The organism is Streptomyces sp. NPDC048514 (assembly GCF_043199955.1).
Taxonomy (GTDB): domain Bacteria; phylum Actinomycetota; class Actinomycetes; order Streptomycetales; family Streptomycetaceae; genus Streptomyces.
In genome coordinates, this window is the sequence record NZ_JBICWT010000001.1 from 211,543 (window position 1) to 228,982 (window position 17,440).

Sequence of the window (17,440 nt, forward strand, 5' to 3'; positions counted from 1 at the left end):
TGTGAGAGAATTACTTTCCGATTCGGAACGGAATCATAAATATACTGGAGGCATGGTGAGCACGCCACAGGGCGCCGGGGGTACCACCCCGCTGACGGCGCAGCGCTCGAGAGGCCGGCCGCGCGACGAACGCATCGACGGTGCGGTCCGGCGCGCGGTGATGGAGATCCTCAACGAGGTCGGCTACGGCCGGCTGACGCTGGAGGCGGTCGCCGCCCGGGCCGGCACCACCAAGCCGACCCTGCGCCGCCGGTGGCGTTCACGGCAGCACCTCGTGGTCAGCGCGCTCGTGCAGACGATGGGTGCCTCGCCCACGCCCGACACCGGCTGCACCCACTGCGACCTCATCGCCGGGATCCGCACCCTGAGCCACGCGTTCACCACGACCATCGGGCGACGCGCGCTGCCCGCGCTGATCGCGGACCTCGCCGACGACCCGGAGCTGGAGTCCGAGTTCCTGAACGAGCTGTTCCACCCACGCCGCGCGGCCACGGCGGCCGCCCTGCGCCGGGGCATCCGGCGCGGCGACATCCGCCCCGACGCCGACATCGACCTGCTGCTGGACATGCTCGGCGCCACCGCCTACTACCGCGTGCTCTTCAACCACCTGCCGCTCACCCCCACCCTCGCCGAGGACGTGGTGGAGGTCGTCCTGGCCGGCGTGGCCACCCCGCAGTGGCGCAGCCAGCACGGGGCCGTGGACGGCGTCTGAACCCGGGCGCACCCTCCGACCGGTGGACACCGGAGGGCGCCCGGCCGCGCACACCGGGCCGCGTACGGCGTCACCCGGGGCGCGGGAAGCCACACCATTCCAGGGCCGACGCGACGAGGAAGGGGTTCGCGTGCTCAGCCGCGACTGTGAAGTATCCGACTTACAAAGGGTTTTGGCCTCCGCGGCGTCCGGCGCGGGGGCCAGCCTCCTGCTCGAAGGCGGCATCGGGACCGGCAAGTCGTACCTCCTGCGCGCCGCCGTCAGAACCGCGCGCGCAGGCGGATTCGAGACGATATCCATCCGTGCCCGGCCGTCCGGCACCGCCCTGACCCGCGACGTGCTGCGCCAACTGCACTCCTGCCCGCCGCCCGGCCCGGCACCCGACTGCGGGACCGCGGGCCCGCCCGCCGCGGAGCCGGGCAGCCCCGAGACCGCCGCCGGACTCCTGGACCAGCTCATCGGCGCGCTCACCCCCCGCACACCGCTGCTGATCGCGGTGGACGACCTGCACTGGGCCGACCGGCGTTCGCTGCGCTGGCTGGAACACCTCATGGCCCGGCTGGAGGGGCTGCCGGTGGCACTGCTGGCCACCCTCGCACCCGGCCTTTCCCCGGCCCACGACGACCCGGCGCACGGCCATGGCACCGGCGCCGGACGCGAGGGCGGAGGCACCGGGTCCGGTGGCGAGGGCGACGGACTCCGATACGGCGGTGTCGCCGCGCGGCGGACCGGCACACGAGGATCCGGCACCGCCGCCCTCGCCCGCGTCGTCTCCGACTTCCACCAGCGCACGGTGCTGTCCGGCCTGGACCCGGACGCCGTCGACTACCTGCTGGCCTCCTTCTTCGGCCGGCCCGTCGCCGACGCCCTGGTGCGCGCCTGCCACCGGGCCACCGGCGGCAACCCGCTGCTCATCCACGCCCTGCTGCGCGAACTCAGACGTGGCGGCACGGCCACCGAGCCGACGTGCGAACAGATCGACTCCCTGGGCTCGGTGGAGGTCGCGGAGACAGTCGTCGCGCGGTTCGAGGAGCGCTTCCCCGGCGTCGGCCGGGCCCTGGACTCCGTCGCCGTCACCGGCCGCGCCGGCACCCCCGCCCTGGTCGCCGAACTCGTCGGCATCCCGTACGCCGAGGCCGCCGACATGCTGCACACCCTCGTACGCTGCGGCGTCCTCCAGGAGACCGGCGAGGGCGTCGCCTTCGCCCAGCCGATGATGCCGGTCTCCTTCCTCGCCGCGCTGCCGCCCAGCGAACACGCCCGGCTGCACACGGCGGCGGCCCGCGCCCTGCACGCCTCCGGCGCCCCCGCGCACGAGGTGGTCCACCATCTGCGGCGAGCTGCGCCCACCGGCGAACGCTGGGCCTACCGGCTGCTGTTCGACGCCGCCTGCACCGCCCTGTCCCGGCACGACATGCAGGAGGCCCGCACCCTGCTGGAGCGGTGCGCCCGCGAAGGCGGCCCCGGCGACCAGCCCGAACTGCTGCGGCGGCTCAGCTGCGTCGAACTCGCCGCCGACGCGCCCGCCGCCGCCGTCAGCCGGCTGCGGGCCCTCGCCCGGCCGCGCCACGTCGGCGACGACGCCGCGATCGCCACCCTCGTCAACCTCGTCCAGGCCACCGCCCTCGACGGCGATCTGGACGCCGCCCAGCGCATCGTTCGCGGCACGCTCGGGGACCTCGGGCCACTCGACCCCGCCCGGGAACCGGCAGCCGGAGCCTTCGCCGTCCTCGGCGTCCTCACCCTGCTCACCGGCGGCGGCCGCACACCACTGCCCGTCCCGGCGGCGCCCACCACCGCCAGGACCCCCTGGGTGCGCTGCGCCCAGGCGACGCTGGCCGCGCTCGCCGCCCGGGCCCGCGGCGCGCGGCGCGAGGAGGTCGTCCGCCACGCCCGTGCCGGGCTGAGCGAACCCGCCGGCCCGGCCGACGTGCCCACCACGCCGTTGCGACTGCTCCTCGCCGAGCTGCTGTGCGACGCGGGGGAGCACGACGAGGCACTGGACGCCTGCCGTGCACTGGCCGCCGCGGCCCGCGAGGAGGGCGCCCGCACCATGGCGGCCCTGGCCGAGGCCACCCTCGCCGCCTGCGGTCACCGGGCGGGGCGACTGCGCGAGGCGGCACAAGCGGCCCGCCAGGCCCTCGCGGACGGCCCCGCCGGGACCTGGCTGGGCAGCGCCCTGGCCCGGTGCAGGCTCGGCGGCATCCTGCTGGACACCGGCGATCTGGACGGCGCACGCGGGCTGCTCCTGGACGACCCGGCGCTGACCGAGCCGCCCGAGGCGGCCCTGCCCGAACTGCTGTTCCACCGGGGCCGGCTGCACGCCATGCTCGGCCGCACCCACGCCGCGCTCGCCGATCTGGAGGAGTGCGGACGGCAGTTGCGCGCAGCGCGCCATCCCGACCGCCACCCGTGGCGCGCGGCCGCCGCCGCCCTGTACGCCCACGAGGGCGACACCGCCGCCGCCGAGCGGCTGGCCCGCGAGGAACTGGAGCAGGCCCGCGCCTGGGGCGCCCGGCACGCCGTCGCCACCGCTCTGCACACGCTCGCCCTGGTCACCCGGGGCGGTCAGCGCGCTCCCCTGCTGTACGAGGCGGCCGACCTCCTGCGCGACTCCGGGGCGTGGCTGCAGCAGGCCCGTGTGCTGCGCTCGCTGGGTCATGAACTGCGGCGGCTGCGCAAGGCCCGCCAGGCCCGCGAACAGCTGCGCGCGGCCCTGGCCCTCGCCGAGAAGTGCGGCGCCGGAGCCTTGGTCGAGGCGCTGCGCGACGACCTGGCCTCGGCCGGTGCCCGCCCCCGGCGCGGCGCCGAGACCGGCCTCGACGCTCTCACCCCGGCCGAGCACCGCACCGCCCTGCTGGCCGCCGAGGGCCTGACGAACAGGGAGATCGCCGACCGCCTCTACGTCACCCGGCGCACCGTCGAACTCCACCTCAGCCGCGTCTACCGCAAACTCTCCGTCTCCGGCCGCACCGACCTGCCCGCGGCGGTCGCCGGCCAACTCCCCGACCCGGGCCGCCGGGCCGCCCTGCGCCGTGTCGACGGCGCGAGGAAACCGCCGGACCGCACCACACGCCCGCTGACACTCCGCCCAGCCTCCTGACCACCCGACAAGCCCCCGCCCCCGCCGCCTCGCCGCGCGCGGCGGGATGGACGCGCGCCCGCACACTCCTCGGCGCATGGTGGGCGTGGGGAGGTCGAGGACCTGCGCCCGCAGCCGTCCGCATGCGGCGGTGGTGTCCCGGGCCCGGGACAGGCGCTGGCAGACCTCCCAGCCGTCGAGGTCACGGGTGACCGCGGCGAGGAACTCCTGCTCGCAGGCGGTGGTGATGTGTGTCGTCGCAGTAGCAGGCCCGGCCCTTCCTGATCGGCGGATGCGGAAGCCTGCGCGACTGGTGCGCCCGCACGTTCCGTGGAGACACGCCCACGGATCGGGCGATCTCCTCGACGGTGTATCGGGCCTGTGGACGGTCCGGGGCGACGCCGGGGCCCGGCGAAGTCGGCACCATGCGTCACTCCTCGGCCGGTGCGGAGTTTCGACTCGGCCGCCGATCCGTTCGCGAGCCGTGCTCCGGCGGAGCACCGCTTCCGCCGCCGGGCGGCCCCGGGGGCGCCCCTCGCCCGGAGGCAGCCGCCGTTTCGCTCAGTCGCTCGCGGTGCCGGCGACCGTGCCGATGTACGTCCCCGGGTGGGTGGCGCCGTCCTGACGCAGTACGGCGATGTCCTGCCACGGCCAGGCCAGCGAGGCGGTCGTGGTGGTGTCGGGCGGGGTGACCTTGACGTTCGTGGGCAGGAACGGCTTCTGGTCCGGGGCACCGGAGGTGGGGCCGACGGGCAGGAAGGTCAGCTCGGCCATGGTGGCGACGCCCGGCCGGAGGGTGACCTTCCGTGCCGTCGTCTTCTGCCACGCGATGCTCCAGGTGTCGCCGGAGGCGGTCACGAGATCGACGCCCGGGTGCCCCTGGACCGTGCAGGTGCGCCTGCCGACGTTGGTGAACAGCAGTGTGGCGGTGGTCGAGGTCGCCTGGGGGTCGGGATCGGCGTCGGTGCCGTGCACGATCGACGGCTTCAGTTCCGCGCCGGTGCAGGCGGACTTGGCGGCGGCCGGGGCGTCGCTCTTCGGCGACGGGGGCGTGACGGCGGTGCCACCGCTCTCGCCGGCGGCGGCACGGCCTTCCCGCGTGGGACCCACGGTGCCCGAAGCGCGGTCTGACGTGTCGCCCGAAGTGCCGGCGGACGCGGATCCGCGGCCTGCCGTGCCGGCGGACGCCGATCCGCTCGCCTTGGCATCGGATCCACCGCAGGCCGTGGCTGTCAGAGCGAGCGTGCCCGTCGCGGCAAGGGTGACGAGGAGTCGGGTCGTCCGGGCGAGCTTGGCGTTCATTCGGCGCATTCCTCCGCTGTCGTCATGCTGTGGATGTGTAGTGCACCCAAGGAGAGGTGGCCGTGGGCAGTGCCGGTTGGGCGGGCTGTGCCACAGGCGTGTAACAGGCGATGCGGAAGATCCCACCGATGCCGGGAGCCTTTCGGCCCGCCTCGAACACGCCTTTGCGCTCCGCCTCGTGGGGCACGGGACGACGACCGATCCGCCATGACCCGGTCCCCGTCCCGCGGCGCGTCCGGCGGGCGCTCGAGCCCGACCACACCGCAGCCCTCACCGCGGACGCAACCGTCGGCGTCCGCGTCGAAGACATGGCAGCGGCCGGCGGGGGAGAACACCCCCCCACAGTGCGGGGCGATGACCCACTTCGGACAGCAACCGGCCCCCCCTCGGACGCAGACATCGCCATCCAGCGGCCCTCACCCTCACTCGGGCCCGGGGCTGTCCGTACCCGGGCATGTCAGCGCGTCGGCCCCCGGCGGCAGGCGGAATCCGCCATCCTGTTCCACAGCCGGTCCTGCCCGGAACGGGCGCGCCACAGCCGATGCGGTCTGTCCGCCCGGCACCGCGGTCCCCGCGGTGGGAGGCACCGCCTCCTCGGGCCGCGCCGACGAAGACCGGGCCCGGGAAGGAGAACGGCCGCATGACATCTTCGACCGGGGCCGCCCAGGGTGCGCCCGAAGGCGTCCCGCCCCGGCCCGCGGGCGCCACCTCGGCCGGCCGGGCCCTGCTGGACGAGGCGCGCCGGCTGGCCCCCGAGGCGGTCGCACTGCGCCGCGCCCTGCACCGCGGCCCGGAGCAGGGCCTGGACCTGCCGGCCACCCAGCGCCTGGTCCTGGAGGCGCTCGGCGGCCTCGGCCTGGAGATCCGTACCGGCCGCGCCCTGTCCTCCGTGACCGCGGTCCTCACCGGGGCGGACGACGGCCCGGCGATCCTGCTGCGCGCCGACATGGACGCACTCCCGGTCACCGAGGACACCGGGCTGCCGTTCGCCTCGCGCACCTCCGGGCTGATGCACGCCTGCGGGCACGACGCCCATACGGCGATGCTGGTGGGCGCCGCTCGGCTGCTCGCCGGCCGGCGCGACACGCTCGCCGGGCACGTGGTGTTCATGTTCCAGCCCGGCGAGGAGGGCGAGCACGGAGCCCGGCACATGATCGAGGAGGGGGTGCTGGAGGCCTCGGGGACCCGGGCGGACGCCGCCTTCGCCCTGCATGTGCACCCGAACCTGCCGGCCGGGGCGGTGCGGCTGCGGGCCGGTCCGCAGATGGCGGCCTCGGACCGGTTCCGCATCGTCGTCCGGGGGCGCGGCGGACACGCCTCGGCACCGCACACCACATGCGACCCGGTGCCCGTGGCCTGCGAGACCGTGCTCGCGCTCCAGACGATGGTCACGCGCAGTCTGGCCGCCGACGACAGCGCCGTCCTCAGCGTGACCCGGCTGGCCGCGGGCACCGCCACCGGCGTCATCCCGGACACCGCGGAACTGGGCGGCACCCTCAGGACGTTGACCGAGCCGACCCGCGGGCGGCTGCACGAGGCGCTCGCCCGGGTCGCCCAGGGGGTGGCCGCGGCGCACGGCGCGACGGCGGAAGTGACCGTCGAACCGGGCTACCCGGTCACCGTCAACGACGCCGCCTTCACCGGCCTGGTCCTGCGCGCCGCCGCCGACGCGCTCGGCCCCGAGGCGGTGGCCCCGCTGCCGGCCCCCCAGATGACGGCGGAGGACTTCTCCTATGTGCTGCGGGCCGTCCCCGGCGCCCTGGCCTTCCTCGGCGCGTGCCCACCGGGGAAGGCACCGCACGAGGCCCCGTCACTGCACTCGGCCCGCCTCGACCTCGACGAGGACGTGATCACCACGGGCATCGCCTGCGAGGCCGCCGTGGCCCTGGCCTTCCTCTCCGGCCACGCACCGGAGGACGCCCGGTGACCGCCCCCGGCATACGGCCCGGCCCGCCCCGGCGAACTGGAACTGGTCGAGGCCCTGCGGCTGGAGGCGAGCCGCCGGCCGGCCGGCGGCCTCGGCCGATGGCGGTACCCGCCGCACCGGCGGCGCACGGCCGAGGCCGTCGGGGCCGGCGGACGCCCAGCGCGTAGGGGGTTCCCTTCGCCCCCGCGAGGCCCAACCGTAGGGCGCCGGACAGGCCCCGGCCCGTGGTGACGGCGATGGTGCCGATGCCGGACAGCCCCGGCCCGGCCTCGTCCAGCGCCCGCCGGACCACCGGACCGCCGGACGCCGGGCGTGCAGGTGGGTGCGGGAGGCGATCTCCGGAACGACACCTTCGTAGCGGGCGTGCTCGTCCATGCTCGACGCCGCCGCGTGCCCCGGCAGCCGCCCGTCCCGGACCAGCCCCGCACCGGTCTCGTCGCACGACGACTCGATCCCGAACCCGATCGGAGAGCCCACGCCCGCCCCTTCCCGCGCGGCCCGGATGGCGGGGTGGCTGTCCGCGCACCGCCCGGACCGAGGGGCGTTGGGGGCGACACGGAGGGGTCCTAGGTCCAACGCCTGATCGCGAAGCCGGATACTTGCTGCTAGCGTGCAGTTGCATATCAATCGCAATAACGTCGGAGGACGTTGGACATGGCGCTTTACACGCTCCCGGAGCTTCCCTACGACTACTCGGCGCTCGCCCCCGTGATCAGCCCCGAGATCATCGAGCTGCACCACGACAAGCACCATGCTGCGTACGTGAAGGGCGCGAACGACACCCTGGAGCAGCTCGCCGAGGCGCGCGACAAGGAGACGTGGGGATCGATCAACGGCCTGGAGAAGAACCTGGCCTTCCACCTCTCCGGGCACATCCTGCACTCGATCTACTGGCAGAACATGACCGGTCCCAAGGACGGCGGCGGCGAGCCGCTGGCGGCCGACGGTGTCGGTGACCTGGCCGACGCGATCACCGAGTCCTTCGGTTCGTTCGCCGGATTCAAGGCCCAGCTGACCAAGGCCGCGGCCACCACGCAGGGTTCGGGCTGGGGCGTCCTCGCCTACGAGCCGCTCAGCGGCCGCCTGATCGTCGAGCAGGTCTACGACCACCAGGGCAACGTGGGCCAGGGCTCGACCCCGGTCCTGGTCTTCGACGCCTGGGAGCACGCCTTCTACCTCCAGTACAAGAACCAGAAGGTCGACTTCATCGAGGCCATGTGGCAGGTCGTCAACTGGCAGGACGTGGCCAGGCGTTACGCCGCCGCCAAGGAGCGCGGCGACAGCCTGCTGCTCAAGCCGTGACGCCGTAGGCGCGCAGATGTCCTGCTCGTGATCGTCTTCTCACCGCTCACCGGCAGGCGCACGATGAAGGGCTCTCGCGGGCAAGCCGCCCGCGGGAGCCCTTCATCGTGGTTCCGGCCGGGCCGGAGTCCGCGCAGGGCGGGAGCGTGCTGACAGCTCTTCTCCAACTGTTCCTGGGATAACGTGTGTTCGCATTGCGAAGTCAGGCGGTGACTGGCCTGTGACGCTGACTCGCTGCACGGCAACCGCACCAGCGCGCGACGAGGCGAAGCCGGTGGAGGTCCGGCGCTGACCTGCGACCGTGTGCGCCAGGATGATGAACGGGAACCGGCAGCCCGTCGCGCCCAGTTCGCGCTGGAATGTGGCGATCTGCTCGTCGTGCAGTGCGGCCCTCCAGACCCGCCGCGGTGTGGGACCCCGGTATGCCGCGAGCACGAACCGCTGCGAAACCGGATCTGGTTCACCGGTGGCACGGAAGAAGTCTTCGTCCTGGTCCGCGACCTCCTCGTGACCGACGCCGACCCCTGATCACGACAAACCCCCGAGGGACTTCCGGAGCGGACCGCTTGGTACGGTGCGCTGCATGGGGGGATCACTCGCGCCGTTGGCGCATCCGGCTTTCCGTTGGCTGCTCAGTGCCCGCGTGACGACCATGGCCGGCAACGCGATGGCGCAGATCGCGCTCGTGTTCGCCGTGCGGGACGTGACCGAGTCGGTGTCGACGCTCGGTGCCGTCGTGGCGGCGCGCTCGATCGCGAACCTGGTGTTCCTGCTGTGGGGCGGTGTCGTGGCGGACCGCCTGCCTCGCCAGTTCGTGCTCGTGGGGTCGTCCGCCGTGTCGGCGGTCAGCCAGGGGCTTCTGACCGTCCTGGTGCTGACCGGGACGGTCTCTGTGCCGGCGTTCGTGGTGCTGGCCGCCGTGAACGGCATGTCGAGCGCCTTCTCGTTCCCCGCCTCCTCGGCGCTCGCGCCGCAGACGGTGCCCGCCGAGCAGCGGCAGCGCGCCAACGCGTTGATGCGCCTCGGGCTGAACTCGTCGATGATCGCGGGCGCGTCGCTGGGCGGCCTGCTGATCGCGTTCGCCGGCCCTGGCTGGGGGCTGGCGGTGGACGCGCTCTCGTTCGCGCTGGCGGGCCTGTGCTTCTCGTTCGTGCGTGTACCGGCGGCCGCCGTTCCCGCCGAGCACAGGCCGGGGATGCTGTCCGAGCTGCGGATCGGCTGGACGGAGTTCGTCTCGCGGACCTGGACCTGGGTCGTGGTCGTGGCTTTCGTCTTCGTCAACGCGGCGCACGCGGGCGGCACGATGGTCCTCGGGCCGGTCATAGCGGACACCGTGATCGGGCGTGAGGCGTGGGGCTTCGTGCTGGCCGCGCAGACCGCGGGCATGGTCGTCGGTGCCTTCGTCGCGCTGCGGATCAGGGTGCGCAGGCTGCTGTTGCTCGGTGTGGCGTGTGTGGCTGCGTTCGCGGGGTTGCCGTTGGCACTCGCCGTGCACCCGAAGCCGTGGCTGCTCATGATCGCCGCCTTCGTGGCCGGGCTGTGCCTCGAGCAGTTCGGCGTGGCGTGGGAGACGTCGCTGCAGCACCACGTGCCGGAAGACCGGCTCGCGCGGGTCTACTCCTACGACATGCTCGGGTCGATCGCGGCGGTGCCGCTGGCCCAGCTCGTGGTCGGCTCGGTGTCGCAGGCCGCGGGCATCACCGCGACCCTGCTCGGTTGCGCGGCGATCCACGTGATCGTGACGGCCGCGATGGTCGCTTCGCGGTCAGTGCGTTCGGTGGAGAACGTTCCCGCGGTCCAGCCGGTCCACTGACACGAAGCCCGAACGGTTCACCGTGCCGGGCATCGCGCTCACGTCGACGGGCGCCGCCATGGCACCGTAGCCCAGGCCGACGGCTACCGACACGCGTCGACGGAGCGCCTGCGCGAAGCGCTCGTCGCGCGGAAGTTCGGGCACGCCGCCGACCTGGGTCGTCGGCGAAGATCGTGCCGGTGCGAGAGCGCATCATCACCGCTCGGCGCAGTGCCTGGTGCGCGACCGTCACGGTGTCGCCCGGGCGTCGCGTCACAGCGTCTCGCACATCGCCGTGACGCGTCTCCTCCGCGGGCAGAGTGAAGGTGTCACCGCACGGTTCGATCCCCGCAGCTCTCGCCATGGCCCGACTCGTCGTCGAAACGAATGCGAATACGGTCAAGCGCGGCGTCGAGCGCCTGCACGACCATCGCGGCGGTGTCGCCCGCGGCGATGATGTAGCCGATGCGCCCGTAGGCGTTCTCGACCAGATTCACCGCGGTGCCCGGGCGCGCCGTCACGGCGACTCTGGTGACGCCGGGCGTGGCCAGCGCAGCCTCGACGCCCTCCACGCCGCTCAGCACGCCCGCCCGGTCCGGCAACAGGAACCGGATCGCGGCGTAACCGTCGCGCGTGGCCGTGAGGTCCACCGGCAGATCCGTCGCAGCACGCAGTTGCTGCTCCAGCAGATCGGAACCGACCGCCTGCCGGATCAGCTCCGGGATCATGCCCCCCGCCAGGCGCGGGTTGATCTCCAGAACGCGTGGGCCGGCCGCGGTGAGCTTGACCTCGGTGTGGACGGCGCCCGAGCGCCAGCCCACGGCCGCGAGTGCGGCGATCGCGGTCTCGGCCAACTCGTTCGCGGCATGGGCGGGCAGAGGCGCAGGGAAGACGTGACCGGTCTCGACGAAGTACGGCCCGGCCGTGACGGACTTGGCGGTCACGCCGACGCAGGTGGTGACGCCGTCGTGGGTGAAGGTCTCCACGCTGTACTCGTCGCCCTGGACGAACTCTTCCACCAAGACGGTTCGGGCGGCCGGTTGGCCGCGGACGTTCGTGCGCACCGCGAGGATGCGCGCGGCCATTTCCCTGGCCTCGTCGACGTCGGCGCAAAGTCTGACATTGTTCGAGCCCGAGTCGTCGGACGGCTTGACCACACAGGGCAGGCCGATCTCGGCGACGGCCTTGGCGACCTCGTCGACGTCGGTGACCACGGCGTACTTGGGCTGGCCGACTTCCGCTGCCCAGAGGACACTACGGGTCACGTCCTTGTTCCGGCAGGCGGCGACGGAGCCGGCCGAGTTGCCGGGCAGGTCGAGCCAGTCGGTCAACTCCGCGGTGACGGGCACGTAGAAGTCGCTCGTGGTGGTCAGTCCGGCGATGCTCTGGCGGGGGAAGCGTTCCTGGATCACGGTGCGCAGCTCAGCGGGCGAGTTCGTGTCGCAGACGACGATCTCGCTTCCGGTCTCATCGAGTCCGGCGTACCGCTCGGGCTTACCGGTGATCAGCACCGGACGCAGTCCCAGTTCGCGCGCGGTGCGCAGCGCTTCCATTCCTGTGCCGGACGTGTTGGACTCGATGAAGATGAGGAACTTGCCCTCCGTGCCGGCCCGCGGAAGAGCGGCACGCGACCATTGGGTGACCGCGGTGCCGTATTCGACCAGCCTGGGTTCGGTGGCCAGAGGGAGGTCGGTCACGCGGTGCTCGTCCCAGTAGTCGTCGCTGTAGACGGTGTCGATGTAGCGATCGCCCCGGTCGGGGAAGATCCCGACGATCCGGCTGCCCGGCGTCGCGCGAGCGGCGACCTCGGTGAGCACGCGATACACCGAGCCGGACGTGTTGCCCGCGAAGACGCCCTGTTCGCGCGCCAGGGCCCGGGTCGCGGCGAATGCCTCGTGATCGTTGAGCCAGTGCACCTCGTCGATGACGTCTCGGTCCAGATTGTTCGGTGACAGACTGTTGCCCAGGCCGCTCTGCAGCCGGCCGGGAGAGTCCGGCTGATCGAACAGCGCGCTCCCGACGCAGTCGACACCGACGGATCGCAAGCCCGGGAAGGTCTTGCGCAACTCGCGGGTCGAACCGCACAGGGAGCCGCCGGAACCCACCGCGCCCACCAGGACGTCGACGGTTCCGAGGTCGTCGATCAACTCCGTCACGAGTGCCCGATAGGCGCGCGGGTTGTCGGGATTGGTGTACTGACGCGGCCAGAACGCCCCTGGCAGGTCACGCATCAACTCGGCGAGACGCTCCAGCCTGGCGGACTGCCAGCCCTGCCCGGTCATCGACCGCACCACGTGGACGTGCGCATCCAGGCAGCGTAGTTTCGCCAAGGTGATGGGATCGATCCTCGGGTCGGTCACGATGTGGACCGGATGTCCCAGGGTGCGCCCCACCAGGGCCACGCCGAGGGCCAGTGTCCCGGACGAGCTCTCCACGATCGGCGCCCCCGGCTCGAGCGCCCCGATGCGGCGTGCCTCCTCCACCACGCTCTTGGCCACCCGGTCCTTCATGGCGAAGGGGTTGGCGAGTTCCAGCTTCGCGTACACCTCGGTGCCGTCGGGTACGTCGAGCGTGAGGCGCAGTAGCGGGGTGTGCCCGATCATGTCGCGAGCGGACTGAAAGAGCATCGTCACATCCTCTGGTGATGGGTGAGGTGAAGAGCACCCTGGCGACTCCAGTCGCCGTCCTCGTGCCCGAGCGATCGGTGGACGGCGGTCGTACCAGGCAGTGCGGCGCAGCCGGCCAGGGCCGCTTCGGTCTTGGCCGCGGCATCGGGATCGGTGCGGTCGATCAGGATGCCGAGCACCGTTCCGCTGTGTGCGCACACGACGCCCAGTGCGTCGATCTCCTGGGACAGTTGCCGCAGCTCGTCCAGGAAGCGGCGTGGGTTCTGGCGGGTGTTGAGCTCGGCGCTGCGGGTGGCGACTCGCCCGACCTCCGCCAGATCACCGTCACGGACCGCGGTACGAAGCGTCGTCAGCAGCCGGCCGTACTCGCGGCGTTCCTCGTCGGTGTGGGCTCCGGCGGCCTCGTTGTAGTGGACCGTGTCGATCTGGCCGCCTTCGTCGTGCGCGACGATGATCATGGACGGCAGCGCGCCCAGCCTTTCCCGCACGCGCACGTTGCGGTGGTCGAAGTCGACGATCTCGTCGTACATCACGCCGTCGGACGGCTCGATCTCCCGCATCAGCGACTCGATGTCCTCGGCGTGGAAACGGGTTCCGACCGCAGCCGCCACGGCGCGGACCGTGGCGACCAGGTCCGCCGACGAGCTTGCCAGCCCCTTCCCCTCCGGCAATTCACTGTGGACGGTCAGGTGACCGCCGCCGGCCACGCCCGCGACACGCAGCGCCGACATCGCAATGCGGGCGGCCTTCCATTTGCGGACGGGGTGCACGTCGACATTCGTGGTGTCGGGCGCGTGCCGGAAGGTCGCGGTGCTCCACGCCGCCAATGGGCAGGTCACCATGAAATGCTGTCCGGAGTGGACAGTGCCTTGCAGCAGCTCTCCAAATGTCCCGAACGACCGGCCGGTGCCCTGGGCCACACCGACGGACCGCTCAACGCTCCTCGTGTCCGAACTGGCCAACTCCGTTGCCTCCCCCTTGGCTCTCCGCCCTCCGACGGCCCCATTCCCGCGCAAGTCGTTCGAGTTCACGCTCTTGCTCCGCGAGCACCTCACCGACGGCGTGCGGATGAGTGGATCCCGCCGAGTTCATCGACCACAGAGCTCCCGCCACATCGAATACGTCGCGTAGCAATGCGTGCGGATCGGTCAGACGGCGTCCATTCTCCGCTGCGGCTCTGGTCAGAAGATCAGGATCTGTACGTGCCGGCTCAAGGCCCGCGTCCATAGCCATCACGATGTACCGTCCCGCGATCACCTGCGCGAGCCGCCACGGCACACCCTCGTGGAGGGTGAGGCGGTTCGCCAGCGCGAAACCGCCCAGAAACTCCTTCTCACATGCGCGAGACATCCGGTCGACGTCGAATCGCGCGTTGTCCAGCACCACCGTGAACAGTCGCAGCGCGCTTTCGAACGAGTCGAAGGCTCTCGGTAGTTCCGCGCCGGCCTCTTTGGAGACTTCGACGGAATTGGAGAACGCGGTGTTGCGCTGCCCCAGGACCGTGTCGAGGTGCGTCGAAGACAGATGTGCCAGGCGTCCCCGAATGCGCTCCAGGATCGGGAAGTTCTTCTTCTGCGGCATGGCGGAGGAGATTCCGGACAGCTCGTCCGGCAGATCCAGGAACCCGTAGGCACTGCTGCCCCAGGCCATCAGGTCGGTGACGAACCGACTCAACTGCACGCCGAGAATCTCGAACTCGGCGGTGATCTCGACCGTCCAGCCTCGATGTGCGACGGAGGTCAGCGCGAGCGGCTGCACCCGCTGGAAACCCAGCGATCGCGCCAGGCGCCGGCGATCCCAGCGCAGGGTCTGGCCTGACATCGCCCCCGCTCCCAGAGGGCAGGCGTCGATGCTGTCATAGGTGCACAGGAGCCGGCGTGACGTGTGTTGCGCTTGTTCGGACAGAGCGGCCAGGTAGAAGCCGGGCGAGATGATCTGCGCTGCTTGCAGATGCGTGTAGCCGGGCATCGGGTGTTCGGTGTGACGCCCGGCGAGCCGGTGCGCGGCACGGCCGAACTCCAGCAGTGTGGCGGCGGCGTCGAGCAGGCGGGAACGTCCGAAGAGCAACTGCGCGCACGCCTGGTAGTCGTTGCGACTGCGGTCGACATGCCAGGCCGGAGCCGGCTCGCCGAGGCCGTCCTCGACGTGCCGCTCCAGGGTGAACGCCATGTCGCTCATGCAGGCCGCGCTCCGCTCGATCATCGTGTCGCGATCGACCGAGTCCAGGAGCGTGTTGATCTCGTGCGCACTCTCCCCGGTGAGAAGCCCCATGCGGACGTACTCCGCGACCAGGGCTTTCTCGATCGCCACGTAGTGCGGCAGCAGATTGTTCACCTCTGCGTCGAACTGCGGATCAAGCACCTCTGTGCGCAGCAGATGACTCGGCCCGGTGCTCACTCGCCCACTCAGTCGAGTGGGGTGTGCTTTTTCAACAGGCATCGCGGTCCATTCATACCTCGATCTCGATGGCCGTGATCACGAGAAGGCGGCCGGCGGCCGATTCCCTCAAGGCCATGTCGACGATTTCGATCTCGGATACGGCCGCGTTGCATTACCTGCGAACGGTGACGGCTAGTACCGCACGACGTCCGCATTGCCGAGGCAACCCACCCGTCGACCGATCACGCTTCCTGCTCGCTTCCAGGTGATCGCCCGAACGGGTTCAGCGGACCTCGCTCGTCATGCACCATTCCAGTACGGCCATGGCCGCGGTCATCTTGTGATGCGCCTGGCGCCACGCCCGGCTCTGTGCTCCGTCGAGAACGTCGTCGGTGACTTCCTGGCCGCGCACGGCGGGAAGGTCGTGCAGGAAGACGGTGTGCCGTGCGCCGACCCGATCCAGGAACTCGCCGTCGATGCGGAACCCCTCGAACGCGGTGAGCCAGTTCGCGTCCGCCTTGGGCACCCCCATGGTCTGCCAGCGGCTGGTGTAGACGGCGTCGACCGGTCCCTTCACATCCGCCGGGCTGGTGATCTGTTCCACCTCGGCGCGCCCGTCGCCAAGACGATCGGCGGTGGCGAGAACCTCGTCCGGCACCTCGTACCCGGCAGGGCACAGCAGTGTGAGCCGCAACCCGGGTGTGAGAGCGGCGGCGAGCGCCAGGGCGGAGCCGGAGCTGTTCCCCTCTCCGACGCACAGGACATGACGCGCGTTCAGGTTGCCGAACTCCTCGGTGAGCGTGGCGAGATCGGCGATGGCCTGGGTGGGGTGCTCCTCGATGCTGAGCGCGTTGACCACGGCCAGGCGGCTGCTCGAGCCGAGCCTGCGCATCTCCTCGGCCGGCCCGTTGGTGCGGACGACCAGGGCGTCCAGGTACTGACCGAGCACCCTCGCCGTGTCCTCGAGGGTCTCGCCGGTGGTGAGTTGGAGGTCGTCCGGGCCGTAGGTGATGGTGTCCGCGCCGAGGCGGGTCGCCCCCGACCAGAAGGATGTCCGGGTACGGGTCGACGACTTGCTGAAGTAGATGCCGACCGCGCGCCCGGCGAGAGTCCGCTCCCGGACACCGTCGCGACCGAACTGCACGGCGCGTCCGACGATGCGCGCCAGGTCGTCCGGCGCGAGATCGGACAGAGAGATCAGATTGCGCATGACGGTGTTTCGTCCCCCTAGAGAAGTGTCGTGCTACGTCATCCCCCCTCAGATGACGTTGTGCTTCATCCTGCCCAGCAACGCCGGCGGGATCAGGTGAGACACATCGCCACCCAGGTCGAGGATTTCCCTGACCAGGCTGGATGAGACGCTGTAATTCTGGTTCATCATGAAAAATGCTGTCTCTACCCCGGCGAGACTGTAGTTCATCTGCGCCATATGCAACTCGCTTTGGAAGTCACTGATGGTGCGCAGCCCCCTGACGACCAGCGCGAACTTCTCCCTCTGACAGTAGTCCACGAGCAGTCCGCTGAATGAGTCCACGCTTACGTTGTCCAGGTCCGCGGTCACCTCGCGGAGCATGTCCAAGCGTTCTTCCGAGGAGAATCGGCACTTTTTGTTTATGTTGACCAGCACGCTCACCACCACGTGGTCGTATACGGCGGCGGCACGTCCGATTATGTCGATATGTCCATTTGTGACTGGATCGAAAGAGCCCGGGTAGACCACGCGTTTCATGGTGTCGGACCATATCAAAGGCGTCGTCCCCGTGAACTGCGGGAACCCCTCGGGCCGAGAGTGACCTACATCATATTGAGACCTGGTTGCGGTTGCTGTTGATCATGGCTTAAAAAGGTTCCGCTTGCTTGCGTCTTATGTTCTGCGGGGAAAAGGGGGAGGGCGCCATGGGAGCGACTGCTGCTTGCGCTCGGAGATTGCACTGTGGACGCACAGTTTTTCACGTGCACGACGGATTGTCGCGGCCCTGGCCTGTTCGAAGAGCCCCGCTGGCGACGGCCTGACCGGATCAGCCGCCGGGTAACGCTCGGCGGTGCGGTATTCTGCGGCGTTCTCGGCCGGCACTATTAATTTCTGCCTGAGCAAGGCGGTCATGTCGAAAGTCATGGCTGATACGTTTCGTTGCGCCAGGGCAATCCTCCGGACCGATTCAGCTGGACCCCATGCGGTCCTGTAGCGATGCGGTGTGGCTGACGGGGAATTCGCCGCGCTGCCGGATTTACCCGAGAACCTCGTGTACGTGATGTACACCCCCGGGTCGACTGTGATTCCCGACGGCATAGCCATCACGCACCGCGATTTTTCTGA

Annotated in this window: 13 protein-coding genes and 1 pseudogene; 5 read left to right on the forward strand and 9 right to left on the reverse strand. The window is 71.0% G+C overall.

The annotated features are described in order from the left end of the window. Positions 1-52: 52 nt before the first annotated feature. A complete protein-coding gene (locus ACGFT2_RS00970) occupies positions 53-712 on the forward strand; it encodes a TetR/AcrR family transcriptional regulator (RefSeq protein ID WP_393272127.1) in 660 nt (219 codons plus the stop codon). Positions 713-842: 130 nt separating this feature from the next. Further along, positions 843-3,815 (forward strand): AAA family ATPase, encoded by a 2,973-nt coding sequence (locus ACGFT2_RS00975; protein WP_393272129.1) that lies wholly within the window; start codon positions 843-845, stop codon positions 3,813-3,815. Positions 3,816-3,996: 181 nt separating this feature from the next. On the opposite strand, the gene ACGFT2_RS00980 is transcribed toward ACGFT2_RS00975, so the two are convergent. The 3 genes from ACGFT2_RS00980 to ACGFT2_RS00990 all read right to left on the reverse strand — a co-directional run bounded on the left by ACGFT2_RS00980 (position 3,997) and on the right by ACGFT2_RS00990 (position 5,506). Then, entirely contained in the window at positions 3,997-4,221 is a 225-nt protein-coding gene (locus ACGFT2_RS00980) for a MerR family transcriptional regulator (protein WP_393272131.1), read from the reverse strand. 134 nt (positions 4,222-4,355) lie between these two features. After that, positions 4,356-4,904: a DUF4232 domain-containing protein gene (locus ACGFT2_RS00985; RefSeq protein ID WP_393272132.1), complete on the reverse strand. Its 549-nt coding sequence runs from the start codon at positions 4,902-4,904 to the stop codon at positions 4,356-4,358. Between the two features lie 188 nt (positions 4,905-5,092). Next, a complete protein-coding gene (locus tag ACGFT2_RS00990) occupies positions 5,093-5,506 on the reverse strand; it encodes a beta-ketoacyl synthase N-terminal-like domain-containing protein (protein ID WP_393272898.1) in 414 nt (137 codons plus the stop codon). Between the two features lie 230 nt (positions 5,507-5,736). On the opposite strand from ACGFT2_RS00990, the gene ACGFT2_RS00995 reads away from it, so the two are divergent. After that, complete coding sequence (locus tag ACGFT2_RS00995; RefSeq protein ID WP_393272134.1) at positions 5,737-7,023, forward strand: M20 family metallopeptidase; 1,287 nt, start codon at positions 5,737-5,739, stop codon at positions 7,021-7,023. A 151-nt stretch (positions 7,024-7,174) separates the two neighbouring features. Here the strand turns inward: ACGFT2_RS00995 and ACGFT2_RS01000 are convergent. Next, positions 7,175-7,500 (reverse strand): annotated as a pseudogene (locus ACGFT2_RS01000) (tRNA (adenosine(37)-N6)-threonylcarbamoyltransferase complex transferase subunit TsaD); the annotation flags it as partial. 177 nt (positions 7,501-7,677) lie between these two features. On the opposite strand from ACGFT2_RS01000, the gene ACGFT2_RS01005 reads away from it, so the two are divergent. After that, positions 7,678-8,325, forward strand: a complete 648-nt coding sequence (locus tag ACGFT2_RS01005) for a superoxide dismutase (protein ID WP_393272136.1) — start codon at positions 7,678-7,680, stop codon at positions 8,323-8,325. Positions 8,326-8,908: 583 nt separating this feature from the next. Continuing rightward, positions 8,909-10,138, forward strand: a complete 1,230-nt coding sequence (locus ACGFT2_RS01010; RefSeq protein WP_393272138.1) for an MFS transporter — start codon at positions 8,909-8,911, stop codon at positions 10,136-10,138. 308 nt (positions 10,139-10,446) lie between these two features. Here the strand turns inward: ACGFT2_RS01010 and ACGFT2_RS01015 are convergent, their stop codons facing one another. From ACGFT2_RS01015 to coaD, 5 genes are all read right to left on the reverse strand, one after another. Continuing rightward, a complete protein-coding gene (locus ACGFT2_RS01015) occupies positions 10,447-12,744 on the reverse strand; it encodes a pyridoxal-phosphate dependent enzyme (RefSeq protein ID WP_393272140.1) in 2,298 nt (765 codons plus the stop codon). A 2-nt stretch (positions 12,745-12,746) separates the two neighbouring features. Beyond that, complete coding sequence (locus tag ACGFT2_RS01020; RefSeq protein WP_393272141.1) at positions 12,747-13,664, reverse strand: kinase; 918 nt, start codon at positions 13,662-13,664, stop codon at positions 12,747-12,749. 13 nt (positions 13,665-13,677) lie between these two features. Continuing rightward, positions 13,678-15,141 (reverse strand): argininosuccinate lyase, encoded by a 1,464-nt coding sequence (locus tag ACGFT2_RS01025; RefSeq protein ID WP_393272143.1) that lies wholly within the window; start codon positions 15,139-15,141, stop codon positions 13,678-13,680. A gap of 265 nt (positions 15,142-15,406) precedes the next feature. Next, positions 15,407-16,333, reverse strand: a complete 927-nt coding sequence (locus tag ACGFT2_RS01030) for an ornithine carbamoyltransferase (protein WP_393272144.1) — start codon at positions 16,331-16,333, stop codon at positions 15,407-15,409. 48 nt (positions 16,334-16,381) lie between these two features. After that, on the reverse strand, positions 16,382-16,852 hold the full coding sequence (gene coaD / locus ACGFT2_RS01035) for a pantetheine-phosphate adenylyltransferase (RefSeq protein WP_393272145.1): 471 nt from the start codon (positions 16,850-16,852) through the stop codon (positions 16,382-16,384). Positions 16,853-17,440: the final 588 nt, after the last annotated feature.